The following is a 13022-nucleotide window of genomic DNA, read 5'->3' on the forward strand; positions in this document are numbered from 1 at the left end:
GACTGCAAATATACACCTGTTATCAGGTTCTCACAGTCTTTACGGAAAGTTTAACTATGTGTCTGTGAATCTGTCAAAAGCTTCACTTTATAATTGTCGAAAATTCAATAATGAGCGTGTTTTTACAAAGTACCTCTCATTTCCTGTTCCCTTTCTATCGCTTCGAAAAGCGCTTTAAAGTTTCCTTTTCCGAATGATCGCGCCCCTTTGCGCTGAATGATCTCAAAAAACATGGTAGGCCTGTCAAGAACCGGTTTGGTGAACAGTTGAAGCAGATAGCCTTCATCATCTCTGTCGATCAGGATTCCTAATTCTTTGAGCGGCTCCAGGTCTTCGTCTATCTCACCAACACGATCCAGCACGGTATCGTAATAAGTCTCCGGCACATACAGGAACTCAACACCGCGTTCTTTCAGCTGTTTCACCGTTTCGATGATATTATCGGTAGCAACTGCTATATGCTGAACTCCGGCCCCGTTATAGAATTCGATATACTCCTCTATCTGAGATTTTTTGCGCCCGGTAGCAGGTTCATTAATAGGAAACTTGATCCTTCCGTTCCCGTTGCTCATAACCTTACTCATCAGGGCGGTATACTCGGTAGAGATATCTTTGTCATCAAAAGAAACCATCTGTGCGAATCCCATCACCTTGGCGTAGAACTCACACCATTTGTTCATTTCATTCCAGCCTACATTACCCACCATATGATCGATAAACTTCAGACCTACTTCTGAGGGTTTGTACTCAGGGTCCCACTTTCTGAAACCGGGCATAAATGCTCCTTTGTAATTCTTTCGTTCCACAAAAATATGAACGGTTTCTCCATAGGTATGTATCCCGGAAAGCACTATTTCACCATGCTCATCCTTTAAGGTATGAGGCTCCATATAACTTTCAGCTCCGCGTGCGGTGGTTTCTTTATAACTCTTTGCGGCATCATCGACCCAAAGGGCTATAACCTTAACCCCATCTCCGTGCTCTTCGATATGCCTGTTGACCTCACCTCCTTTTGTCAGTGGAGAAGTAAGCACCAATCGTATTTTATCCTGCTGTAACACATAAGATACACGGTCTTTTTTACCGGTTTCCAGACCTGAATAAGCCACAGGCTGGAACCCCCATGCCGACTGATAATAATGAGCAGCCTGCTTGGCGTTACCTACGTATAATTCCACATAATCTGTTCCCAGAATCGGCAGAAAGTCTTCCGCTTCCTGCATCTCTTTATTTAGTTTTAATGATGTTGTATCTGTTGCCATTGTTCTTTTATTTTAAAAAATTCATTCTGCACTTTTCTGTTTTCATGTATTCCCTATTCACACCTCACCACATGGCTCTCAGATGGGGTGTGATATCAACGCGATAAGCCAGCATATTATTCCAACCAGGATTTATAATAAGATTCATCTGCTATCTTCATGGCATCCTCTGTTACCATAAGCGGTTTAAAAGTGTCTACCATTACTGCCAGCTCATCGGTTTTGGTCTTTCCGATACTTCGCTCCACCGCACCTGGGTGAGGCCCGTGAGGAATTCCGGCGGGGTGCAGTGAAATGTGACCTGCTGCTATATCATTCCGACTCATGAAGTCTCCGTCTACATAATAAAGTACCTCGTCAGAATCTATATTACTGTGATTATAAGGCGCAGGTATACTTTCCGGATGGTAATCATACAGTCTGGGTACAAAACTGCATACCACAAAGGCATCGGTCTCAAATGTCTGATGCACCGGTGGCGGTTGATGAATTCGACCGGTTATAGGCTCAAAATCATGTATGCTGAGTGCATACGGAAAGTTAAAACCGTCGTAACCCACTACGTCAAACGGGTGGGTGGCATAGATCATATTAAAGATCTCATTTTGCTTTTTGATCTTCATAAGGAACTCACCCTTCTCATCATTTGTCTCCAGCTCATGTGGGGGCCTTATATCCCTTTCGCAATAAGGAGAGTGTTCCAACAACTGGCCGAACCAGTTACGGTATCTCTTAGGCGTATAGACAGGCCTGCGTGATTCAACAATAAACAGCCTGTTATCACTGGTATTGAAATCCAGCTTATAGATCACTCCTCTGGGTACTACCAGATAATCGCCGTATTTAAAATCGATATTCCCCAGGTGAGTCCTCAGCTTTCCTTCACCGCGGTGAATAAATATAATCTCGTCGGCATCGGCATTCTTAAAAAAATAGTCTTTTGTCGATTCCTGCGGAGCGGCCAGGTAAATGGTACAGTCGCTGTTCGTCAATACAGGCTTACGGCTCTGCAGGTAATCTTTTTCTTCAGGAACCTTAAAGCCATGAAAGCGATATGATTTGATATTGTTCTCAAATGCTATTTTTGGCGTCACATCGACCTTTCCTTCTATCTCCCTGACCTGCGTGGGCCGGTGAACATGATAGAGATTAGACGACATCCCGTCAAAGCCGATCGTACCGAAAAGCTGCTCGTAGTAGAGGTTACCGTCAGGTTTCTTAAAAATTGTATGTCTTTTATGGGGAATATCCCCCAACTTATGATAAAATGGCATTTCTCAATCGTTTGATTACTGACAAATATCGGAATAATTAATCGAGTTGTCAATTTTAGCTGTCTAAAACCAAAAACCTACATTGAAGACCCACAGGTCATTAGAAGCCTCCGGCGACCAGGTGTATTTCACCTCCAGTGGTCCCAGAAATGATTCGAAACTATAACCCACCGCATAACCGGTATAATCGGGCAGGGTAAACCATTCTCCGGTTTTAAAAATCCCGTCTGCGGCATTCGAGAAATTGGCCTTGAAGTTCAGGTGATTATTGCGAATGAACTCCCAGTCTGTGGTAAAGGTCGCTTTTACGTAACTGTCACCACCAAAGCTTATAAAATCATATCCCAGAAAAGGGGTAAAGTTATTGATAAGGTCATTTCCATAACCCCCAAGAATGAAATCGAGTGAGTTCACATCGGTATTCCCGATATAGAAGCCTCCTTCAGTAAAAAAGTTAAAAGCCAGGTTTCCTGTAATGGGAAAAGCAAATCCCATGCGGGCCTTTGCGATAGAGAACTCATTAAAATCCTGGTCATCGAAATCTGTTGAAAGAAAGTACAGGTGAAAGTCACCATCAAAAAAGAAACCGGTAGTGGGAAAATACTTGTCGTCGAGGGTATCCAGCTTTAAAAAGCCATAGGTACTCAGGTAGTTGCTGTTATTGAAGACTATGAAATCATCCTGCTCGTCGATGATGGTCTTGGTTTCCAGCTTCAGATATTTGTGCTCCAGACCCAATCCGAAAACGAACTGTTCTCCCCAGAGGGTCTGCACATAGAATTGATTGGTAAAATCACGTACTTCGAGGTCTATTCGATTCACCCCGGGTATGTCACCCCCGGGATTACGAACATTGGCAAAATTAAAATCTATATCCTGAACAAAGCTATTGAAACGGGAACGAAAGCCAAGACTCCAATAGGTTCCTTTATCTATAAAATACTCTAATTCATAACGTATCTGATCACCCAAAACAAAATCAAAAGACAGGGCATCATCACTAACGAGCAGGTTTTTTCGGGTAAGGTTGATCAAACCTCCGGTACCATATAATCCATCATAATGCACCCCTAGTTTCAGGAACATATCGGTCTGGCTCTCCCTTAATTTCAGATTGACATTATACCCTTCGCCCTCAGGCCGTATCACATAACGCACGCTTTCGAAATTATTGGTAGCTACAAGGGTGTTAATCCCGTTTTCAAATTCATCAAAATTTGTAGGTTCGTAGTTCTCATAGCGTATCTTTCCCTTTACGTAAGCACGGGAATATTTTTTATTCCCGTCGATAAGTACATGTGCGATTTGAAATGAATCTTTCAGCCTGGTATTTATCGAAATATCCCTGTTGAACCCCTGACGAGAGGCTATGCTCTCTAATTCACCCTTATGCTTTAAAGCCTGACGATACCCGCTTTTGATGATGCTGTCACTTTGACTAAACGAAATGACTGAGTATTCTTTTATATCAGGCTTGATGTAGAGGTCGGTTCGCGATCGCTTTTGTTCCATGTCCCGAACGGTCCGGTAATTATTGATCTGCATCAAAACTCCGGTTGCCGATTTAAGATCTTCTCTTTTAGCCAGGGCATCCTGTACATCGACCCCTATCACTATATCGGCTCCCATGGCCCTGACGCTGTCTATTGGATAATTATTAACCACCCCGCCATCAATAAGTAGTCTTCCGTCGATATCGACAGGTTCAAAAAGCGAGGGGAAAGCGCCACTGGCACTGATACTTAAGGGAAGGTATCCGCTATCCAGCTTAACGGGATCACCGGTCTCCACATCGGTAGCCATACAAAAAAATGGGATCGGCAGCTCATTATAATCCTCTATATCATTCACATGAAACAACACCTCAGCGAATCTGTTGTAGATCTTCTGTCCTGTAGATATGGACTGAGGAATGCTGATTTTAAAATTGTTAAAAGGAAGGGTCAATGCATATTTTTCAGCATTCTGCTTTTCGTAAAACGACATAGAAGATCTGGGTACATTACCCTGAATAAGTTCCTCCAGATCAGAATTGCTGAAAATGGAATCGATCTGTTTGGCACTGTAACCTGAAGCATACAGAGCACCCACTATGGCCCCCATACTCGTTCCACCTATATAATCAACCCGCACCCCGGCTTCCTCCAGTACTTTTAAAACACCAATATGCGCCAGCCCTTTAGCGCCTCCTCCACTGAGTACAAGCCCAACTTTCAGGTCTTCTTCCTGAGCGTTCACAAGACTTAAACACAACAGTAGGATCGATATGGTAAAACGAAGGCGTATCACAAAATACAAAGTTAGTTAATGAAAGGCCTCATAGACCTTTTGGGCTTTCGAAGGACCGATAATTTCAGTGAGATCGTGCAGGGAAGCCTCTTTAATTCTTTTCAGGGATTTAAACTCCCTCAGCAATTCTTCAGAGGTCTTTTCTCCAATTCCCTTTATAGTGGCAAGTTCAGAATTAATCGCTGCTTTACCGCGCTTATTACGATGAAAAGTGATCCCGAATCGATGTGCTTCATTTCTGAGATGCTGAATGATTTTAAGGGTTTCTGATTTCTTATCAAGGTACATGGGCACAGGGTCTCCGGGGTAAAAGATTTCTTCAAGTCGCTTGGCGATACCAATTATGGCAATCTTTCCTCTTAGCCCGAGGCGATCTAAACTTTTCAAAGCAGCATTTAATTGCCCCTTCCCCCCGTCAATAACAATCAATTGAGGTAATGAAGCGTCTTCCTCCAGCAACCTGCGGTAACGTCGATGAACGACTTCCTCCATGGAGGCATAATCATCGGGCCCTTCAACGGTCTTGATATTATAATGCCGGTATTCTTTCTTACTGGGTTTTCCGTCTTTAAAAACAACGCAGGCAGCAACCGGGTTTGTACCTTGTATATTCGAGTTATCAAAACATTCTATATGTTTTGGCTCGCGACTCAGTCGAAGGTCCTTTTTCATCTGTTCCATGATACGGCTAACATGACGATCGGGATCTGTGATTCGTATCTGCTTGAGTTTATCCTGTCGATAGAATTTGGCATTCCGCTCTGAGAGCTCCACTATACGCTTTTTATCCCCCAACTTGGGAACCGTCACTTTCACGTCTTCACCGATGTCTACGGGAAAGGGCACGAATATCTCACCAGATTTTGAATGAAATCGGTTGCGCAATTCAACGATGGCCAATTCAAGTAGCTCCTTGTCATCTTCCTCCAGCTTCTTTTTGATCTCAATGGTATGTGCCCTGATGATCGAACCATAGGAGAGCTGCAGAAAATTCACATAGGCGTATTTATCATCAGATATAATACTGAAAACATCCACATTGCTGATCTTCGGATTGACCACCGTAGACTTGACCTGGTAGTTTTCCAGCACCTCAATCTTTTCTTTTACCTTTTGAGCTTCCTCAAAGCGCATCTCCCCGGCCAGACTTTTCATCTGTTCTTTGAATGATTTTAGGGAGTCTTTAAAATTTCCTTTTATGATTTCCCTTATCGCTGCCACCTGTTCATCATATTCAGCCAGTGATTGCAGACCTTCACAAGGTCCCTTACAATTTCCAAGGTGATACTCGAGGCAAACTTTATATTTCCCCGAGGTGATTTTCTCTTCAGACAGATCATAATTACAGGTGCGAAGAGCATACAGTCCTTTGATCAATTCCAGCAGCGTTCTGATTGTCTTCATACTGGTATAGGGCCCATAATATTCTGAGCCGTCCTTTATCAGCTTACGGGTTGGGAAAATTCTTGGAAATCGTTCATTCTTTATGCAGATCCAGGGATAAGACTTATCGTCTTTGAGCATCACGTTATAGCGAGGCTGGTATTTTTTAATAAGATTATTCTCCAGCAGAAGGGCATCTGTTTCTGTTGGCACCACCACATGCCTGACTTCCTCGACCTTACGCACCATGACTCTGGTCTTCCCATATTCATGACGCTTGTGAAAGTATGACGATACCCGCTTCTTCAGATTCTTAGCCTTGCCTACATATAACAGTTTCCCGTTCTTATCGTAAAACTGGTATACTCCCGGTCCGGAGGGGAGTGACTGCACCTGGATATCCAACGAATCTTTACTCATAATTCTTTCACTAATATACTACAGTTATGCCACAATGAAGAAGGGTTTCGGAAGGCAATAATGGTCAATAGCATCTCATCATACCCCAAAGCTGTCAATATACCCCGCTTATGGGCCATCACTTGAAATTTCTCTTTATATTAGCAATAAGCCGGATGAAAATTGAATTGATAAGACTATGGACAGAACTATTGATTTAACCTGTATAGTATGTAATGACGAGCAGTACCTGGAGATCGCTTCAAGGTTTTACGATATCAATCAGTTTTTCAACCACATCACTACTTTTCAGAATCCCGAAAAAGCTTTGGAGTTCTTTAAGAATGTCCTGGAACAGCAAGCAGAGCCTCCTGCCAACATCCTTCTTGACCTCTGTATACACATTGACAAAGTTCCTGAGTTCATGGACGCTTTTTGTGAGATCGAGAACATATCAGGAAGTCCTGTAAACATTTACCTGGTACAATCAGGCATCAATCGGGTTGAGGTCGAAAGACTCAGGGAATATAATTCCAGAAGTCCTTTTAATCTTATGGCGGTAAGCCTGAAGGAGGTGCAGGGACTGGTCACTGAACTTCCATAAAAGACAATGATGCCGACTAAGCCTGAATTACGTAAAAAATACAGGGAATTAAGAAGTCAGCTCTCCCTCGAGGAAATCGAAAAGAAAAGTCTGGCCATCGCCAACAGGGCTCTTTCTGAAGATATCTGGAAAGGAACTTACTACCATCTTTTTCTCAGCATTGCGCAAAAACGAGAGATCGATACCGGTTTTATGCTATCTGTTTTACATGGAAAAGATAAACAGGTGGTGGTGCCAAAAAGCGACTTCCGAAATTATACTCTCGAACATCTATTACTGGAGGAAGAGACCGTACTTCGTATCAAATCGTATGGAATACCTGAGCCGGATTCAGGCGAACCCGTAGATCCCGAACTCATCGATGTTGTGTTTATTCCGCTGCTCGCCTACGATAAACGAGGCTACAGGGTTGGGTACGGAAAAGGCTTTTACGATCGCTTTTTAAAAGACTGCAGAAAAGATGTCATCAAGGTGGGGTTATCATTCTTCGGTCCGGAAGAAGAGATCCCAGACATTAATCCGCACGACATACCCGTTGATCTGGTCGTAACCCCTGACAGGTGTTACAGATTCTCAACCTGAGTCTCCTGTTTTTCTTCTTTCTTCGGAAAGGCCTTTTTGTTAAAAACCAGCAAAATACCCACTCCTACGCTGATGGCAGAATCAGCGATATTGAACACGGGCTCGAAAAACCTGAAGTTATTGCCTCCTATAACCGGAACCCAGTCAGGCCAGGTCGTATCTATCATAGGGAAATGAAGCATATCAACCACCTTTCCATGAAACAGCGAACCATATGGTTCCTCAGGAAATATTTCGGCCACAGTACCATAACTGTCACTGAATATCACTCCGTAAAATACCGAATCGATAATGTTTCCAAGTGCTCCTGCAAAAATCAGCGATACGGCCAGGGTTAGCGTAGTATTGCCATTCTTCCTGATGATATCATAAAGCCAATAACCGATCCCACAAATGGCAAACAATCGGAACACCGTAAGCATAAGCTTTCCTGTTCTTTCAGAAACGAATGGTAGAATATCACTGATCTTCGTGCCCCAGGCTGCTCCTTCGTTCTCTATAAACAAGATCTTAAACCAGTCGAAAACCTCAACGTATTCCCCAAGGGTAAAATGAGTCTTTATATAGATCTTTGAAATCTGATCGACCAGTAAAACAAGGACGATAAGTAATGTGGCTTTTTTTAGTGACATATCATATTCGTTGTAAATCCCGGCATACCGAAAAAGCAAAAGACGGTTAAGGCCGGCGCCAAAAATAAGAATATTATTCCTTATGGTTCAGGTAAACATCTCCCTGTACGGTCGAAAGTTTTACCCTGTCTGCTCCTGATTGAAATGGTTTCCCGTAAATACGACCGAATTTACTCAATACTTTCATATCGGCCCTGCCTCCATTCCAGATAATATCACCCGTAAGCGTTTCGACAGTAATTCTCCCTGAAACATCACGAAGCCTCACGGGTCCCGATTCATTCCAAATACTTAGCTGCTCAAAATCTCCAGAAGTTTCCACGGTGGTGTTACCTCCCTGAATTACGCACATACGGGATGCCGGAACATATATTATGAGATTGACTGAAATGACCTTATGGGCACTTAGCTTATCGCCTGGGTTCTCAAATGCCGGACTGAAAGACGTTCCCAAAACCAGTGTACTGCCTTCATGCTGCTGGCTCAGAATCACATCTTTCCCGATCTCGCCCTCGGTATGAGCCGTTATCTGAACCGTGTTCTTTTCATGAGTATGCAGCTCTATTCGGTAGGCCCTTCTCGCATCAATCTCCACAGTTCCGATTCCTGTGGCATCCAGTTCTTTATCATATTGCTGTTGTCCCCTGCAAAATGCAGCGAAAAACAACAAGAGCATTAAAATTCTTTTCTGCATAAAAAAACGCTCCCTCGAGAGCGTTTAGATTTTATCAGGTTTGTTAATGATCTATTTCGATTGCATATTTTTAGCCTCGATACTCAGTGTTGCGTGAGGAACGAGCTTTAAGCGTTCCTTATTGATGAGCTTCCCGGTTACGCGGCATATCCCGTAGGTCTTGTTTTCGATCCTGACCAATGCATTTTTAAGATCGCGAATGAATTTTTCCTGCCTTATCGCCAGCTGGGTATTCGCTTCACGACTCATGGTTTCTGAGCCCTCTTCGAAAGCTTTAAATGTCGGAGAGGTATCATCTGTTCCATTGTTCCCGTCATTCTTGTACGAGCTCTTTAATAGCTCCAGGTCCTGTTTGGCCTTTTCTATTTTCTGTTCGATAAGAACTCTGAATTCTTCCAGCTCCTTATCTGAGTACCTTGCTTTAACATCTGTGTCCATAGTACTAATGTTTTTGAATAAACAATTTGGTTTTCACCTCATCAAAAGCAACTTCGGTGCCTGATTCAAGATGATCTTCAAAATTGAGCTGGGCGGCCAGGGTCTCTGTTTTGATATATTCAAGATTACTCCTTACTGCGTTTTCTACAACTCCGTCTTTTTGAAGCTTAACATCGATCTTGTCGGTCACCTCAAATCCTGAATCTTTTCTCAGGTTCTGAATGCGGTTTACCAACTCACGGGCAACTCCTTCCTTTCGTAAATCTTCGGTAATGGTCACATCAAGTGCAACGGTTATATTACCTGAACTGGCTACCAGCCAGCCTTCAATGTCCTGAGATGAAATTTCTACTTCATCGATTCCTAAAGTAATACTTTTTCCATTAATTTCAATAGAAATACTACCGTTCTGCTCGATTTCCTGTATTTCTTCCTGACCGAATTTACTTATCTCGCTGGTTATCAATCTCATATCCTTCCCGAAACGAGGTCCCAAAACTTTGAAATTCGGTTTGATCTGCTTGATCAATATATCTGAAGCGTCATCAAGAAGCTCGATCTCCTTCACATTTACCTCAGACTTGATCAGGTCTTCAACAGCTCTGATCTCTGACTTCTGCAACTGGTCCCTGACGGGAATCATCACTTTCATCAGCGGCTGCCTCACCTTGATACCTTCTTTCTTACGAAGTGAAAGCACCAGGGAAGATATTCTTTGCGCTTTTTCCATCCGGCTTTCCAGCTGATCATCAATATACTTTTCTTCACTCACCGGGAAATCGGCCAGGTGTACACTCTGAAATTTCTCCTTTCCGGTGGCCTTTATCAGGTCGGTATATAAACGATCCATATAGAATGGTGCAATCGGAGCCGCCAGTTTGGCAACCGTTTCGAGACAGGTGTAGAGCGTCTGGTAAGCAGAGATCTTATCCTGACCATAATCACCCTTCCAGAACCGCCTTCTGCTCAAACGTACATACCAGTTACTGAGATTCTCCTGAACAAAATCAGAAACGGCACGTGCAGCACGGGTAGGCTCGTAATCAGAATATGCTTCATCTACCTTTTTGGTCAGGGTATTCAACTCTGATAATATCCAGCGATCGATCTCCGGTCTTTTATCAAAAGGCACATCAGGTTCTGTATAATCAAAACCATCGATATTGGCATAAAGACTAAAGAATGAGTAGGTATTGTATAAGGTTCCAAAAAACTTCCTGCGTACCTCAGCAACCCCTTCAAGGTCGAATTTCAGGTTATCCCAGGGGTTGGCATTGCTGATCATGTACCAGCGGGTTGCATCAGGACCATAGGTATTGATAGTCTCAAAAGGATCTACGGCATTACCCAACCTTTTCGACATCTTTTGTCCGTTCTTATCCAGTACAAGCCCGTTCGATACCACGTTCTTGTAAGCAACCGAATCGAACACCATGGTTCCGATCGCATGCAGGGTGTAGAACCAGCCGCGTGTCTGATCGACACCTTCGGCTATATAATCTGCAGGAAAAGCATCTTTCCCATCGATCATTTCACGGTTTTCAAAGGGGTAATGCCATTGAGCGTATGGCATAGAGCCTGAATCGAACCAAACATCGATCAGGTCGGCTTCGCGCTTCATGGGCTTCCCTGAAGGCGACACCAGCACGATCTGGTCGACCACATTCTTATGCAGATCTATATGATCATAGTTCTCATCGCTCATGTCTCCGATCTTGAAATCGGGAAATATATCTTCTTTCATCAGGCCGGCTTCCACCGCCTTGTTCATTTCTTCCTTAAGTTGCTTTACCGAACCGATGATCACTTCTTCCTTCCCATCCTCGGTACGCCATATAGGTAACGGAATACCCCAGAATCTGGATCGGGATAAATTCCAATCATTGGCGTTCTGCAACCAGTTGCCAAAACGACCTTCACCCGTAGCTTTTGGTTTCCAGTTTATCTGTTGATTGAGCTCGAACATGCGCTCTTTCACTTCTGTCACTTTGATGAACCAGGAATCAAGGGGATAATATAAAACAGGCTTATCGGTACGCCAGCAGTGCGGATAACTGTGAACATATTTCTCAACCTTGAAGGCCTTATTCTCTTCCTTCAGCTTGATGGCGATCTCAACATCAACCGATTTTTCAGGTGCTTCGAGACCTGTGTAATATTCGTTCTTTACGTATTTACCTCCTATTTCCGGCAGCTCTTCCCGAAATCTACCCTGAAGATCTACCAGTGGAACGGGGTTATTCTGATCGTCAAGCACCAGCATAGGCGGAACCTCGGGCTCTGCCTCTCTGGCCACTTTGGCATCATCTGCCCCAAAGGTAGGTGCCGTATGCACGATCCCGGTACCGTCTTCTGTGGTAACGAAATCGCCGGCGATCACTCTGAATGCATTTTCTGCATCGCGGTAAGGCTTTGCATAATCGAGCAGTTGCTCATATCTTACTCCAAGCAAATCAGAACCTTTAAAGGCTTTAATCACCAGGTAAGGCACTTTTTTGTCTTTCTCTGTATATGATTCCAGATCGGCTTCATCTTTGGCCTTTCTGAACTTACCTGAAAAGACAGAGTTTACCAGATTCTTCGCCAGCACTACATGAGTTGGCTGGTGGGTGTAGAGATTATACGTACGCACCAGTACGTAATCGATCTTTTTCCCTACGGTAAGGGCTGTATTCGATGGCAGGGTCCATGGAGTGGTCGTCCAGGCAAGCAGATGAACTTCTCCGTATCCACGCAGAATCTCAGGCAGGCTTTCATCGACAGTTTTAAACTGCGCTGTTACGGTGGTATCTGTCACATCTTTATAGGTGCCCGGCTGATTCAGCTCATGTGAACTCAGCCCGGTACCGGCCTTAGGAGAATAGGGCTGTATGGTGTAACCCTTGTATATAAGCCCCTGGTCATAAATGTTTTTAAGCAGCCACCATACGGTTTCCATATATTTGGGCTCGTAGGTGACATAAGGATCCTGCATATCGACCCAATAACCTATCTTCCGCGTCATGTCGTTCCAGATATCGGTATAACGCATGACAGCCTCCTTACAGGCCTTGTTGTAATCTTCAACAGAGATTTTGGTACCTATGTCTTCTTTGGTGATCCCGAGTTCCTTTTCAACACCAAGTTCAACCGGCAGTCCGTGTGTATCCCAACCGGCCTTTCTTTTTACCTGAAATCCCTTCTGAGTCTTATAGCGACAAAAGATATCTTTAATGGCCCGTGCCATCACGTGATGTATGCCGGGAAGTCCATTAGCTGAAGGAGGGCCCTCGTAAAAAACAAAAGGCTCTTTTCCTTCACGGGTGGAAACACTTTTTTCAAAGATGTTATTCTCTTCCCAGTATTTTAGGGTTTCTTCTGCTACCTTCGGAAGTTCTAATGTCTTGTACTCTTTGAATTTCATTATATTGAGATACCTTGTCGATTTTAAGTTGGCAAAATTACTAAATTTCAGCGAATTGATCG

At 43.6% G+C, this 13022-nt stretch carries 10 protein-coding genes; 2 read left to right on the forward strand and 8 right to left on the reverse strand.

The features are described from left to right. Positions 1 to 122: 122 nt before the first annotated feature. From hppD to uvrC, 4 genes are all read right to left on the reverse strand, one after another. Complete coding sequence (hppD, locus tag K7R10_RS07965) at positions 123 to 1262, reverse strand: 4-hydroxyphenylpyruvate dioxygenase (RefSeq protein ID WP_224484151.1); 1140 nt, start codon at positions 1260 to 1262, stop codon at positions 123 to 125. A gap of 116 nt (positions 1263 to 1378) precedes the next feature. Continuing rightward, the gene (locus K7R10_RS07970) at positions 1379 to 2536 is read right to left on the reverse strand and encodes a homogentisate 1,2-dioxygenase (protein ID WP_224484152.1); all 1158 of its coding nucleotides are present in this window, start codon (positions 2534 to 2536) and stop codon (positions 1379 to 1381) included. Between the two features lie 63 nt (positions 2537 to 2599). Next, positions 2600 to 4825, reverse strand: a complete 2226-nt coding sequence (locus K7R10_RS07975) for a patatin-like phospholipase family protein (protein WP_370631306.1) — start codon at positions 4823 to 4825, stop codon at positions 2600 to 2602. A gap of 15 nt (positions 4826 to 4840) precedes the next feature. Further along, positions 4841 to 6628: an excinuclease ABC subunit UvrC gene (uvrC, locus tag K7R10_RS07980; protein WP_224484153.1), complete on the reverse strand. Its 1788-nt coding sequence runs from the start codon at positions 6626 to 6628 to the stop codon at positions 4841 to 4843. A 178-nt stretch (positions 6629 to 6806) separates the two neighbouring features. On the opposite strand from uvrC, the gene K7R10_RS07985 reads away from it, so the two are divergent. Then, a complete protein-coding gene (locus K7R10_RS07985; RefSeq protein ID WP_224484154.1) occupies positions 6807 to 7211 on the forward strand; it encodes a hypothetical protein in 405 nt (134 codons plus the stop codon). Positions 7212 to 7217: 6 nt separating this feature from the next. Then, positions 7218 to 7793: a 5-formyltetrahydrofolate cyclo-ligase gene (locus K7R10_RS07990; protein WP_224484155.1), complete on the forward strand. Its 576-nt coding sequence runs from the start codon at positions 7218 to 7220 to the stop codon at positions 7791 to 7793. Here the strand turns inward: K7R10_RS07990 and K7R10_RS07995 are convergent. The 4 genes from K7R10_RS07995 to ileS form a co-directional block, all read right to left on the reverse strand. Continuing rightward, the gene (locus tag K7R10_RS07995) at positions 7775 to 8425 is read right to left on the reverse strand and encodes a lipoprotein signal peptidase (RefSeq protein ID WP_224484156.1); all 651 of its coding nucleotides are present in this window, start codon (positions 8423 to 8425) and stop codon (positions 7775 to 7777) included. The genes K7R10_RS07990 and K7R10_RS07995 overlap by 19 nt on opposite strands. Positions 8426 to 8498: 73 nt before the next feature. Then, positions 8499 to 9101, reverse strand: a complete 603-nt coding sequence (locus K7R10_RS08000) for a DUF4097 family beta strand repeat-containing protein (RefSeq protein ID WP_224484157.1) — start codon at positions 9099 to 9101, stop codon at positions 8499 to 8501. Between the two features lie 69 nt (positions 9102 to 9170). Continuing rightward, positions 9171 to 9557, reverse strand: a complete 387-nt coding sequence (locus tag K7R10_RS08005) for a TraR/DksA family transcriptional regulator (protein WP_224484158.1) — start codon at positions 9555 to 9557, stop codon at positions 9171 to 9173. Between the two features lie 4 nt (positions 9558 to 9561). Next, positions 9562 to 12960: an isoleucine--tRNA ligase gene (gene ileS / locus K7R10_RS08010; RefSeq protein WP_224484159.1), complete on the reverse strand. Its 3399-nt coding sequence runs from the start codon at positions 12958 to 12960 to the stop codon at positions 9562 to 9564. Positions 12961 to 13022 lie beyond the last annotated feature (62 nt).

Origin of the sequence: Robertkochia aurantiaca, assembly GCF_020166495.1 — a bacterium.
In the GTDB taxonomy this organism is placed as follows: Bacteria; Bacteroidota; Bacteroidia; order Flavobacteriales; family Flavobacteriaceae; genus Robertkochia; species Robertkochia aurantiaca.

What these genes read in the sequence shown, in the direction of transcription:
- hppD (WP_224484151.1), bottom strand. Translation starts at nt 1,262, where the DNA reads ATGGCAACAGATACAACATCATTAAAACTAAATAAAGAGATGCAGGAA.
- K7R10_RS07970 (WP_224484152.1), bottom strand. Translation starts at nt 2,536, where the DNA reads ATGCCATTTTATCATAAGTTGGGGGATATTCCCCATAAAAGACATACA.
- uvrC (WP_224484153.1), bottom strand. Translation starts at nt 6,628, where the DNA reads ATGAGTAAAGATTCGTTGGATATCCAGGTGCAGTCACTCCCCTCCGGA.
- K7R10_RS07985 (WP_224484154.1), top strand. Translation starts at nt 6,807, where the DNA reads ATGGACAGAACTATTGATTTAACCTGTATAGTATGTAATGACGAGCAG.
- K7R10_RS07990 (WP_224484155.1), top strand. Translation starts at nt 7,218, where the DNA reads ATGATGCCGACTAAGCCTGAATTACGTAAAAAATACAGGGAATTAAGA.
- K7R10_RS07995 (WP_224484156.1), bottom strand. Translation starts at nt 8,425, where the DNA reads ATGTCACTAAAAAAAGCCACATTACTTATCGTCCTTGTTTTACTGGTC.
- K7R10_RS08000 (WP_224484157.1), bottom strand. Translation starts at nt 9,101, where the DNA reads ATGCTCTTGTTGTTTTTCGCTGCATTTTGCAGGGGACAACAGCAATAT.
- K7R10_RS08005 (WP_224484158.1), bottom strand. Translation starts at nt 9,557, where the DNA reads ATGGACACAGATGTTAAAGCAAGGTACTCAGATAAGGAGCTGGAAGAA.
- ileS (WP_224484159.1), bottom strand. Translation starts at nt 12,960, where the DNA reads ATGAAATTCAAAGAGTACAAGACATTAGAACTTCCGAAGGTAGCAGAA.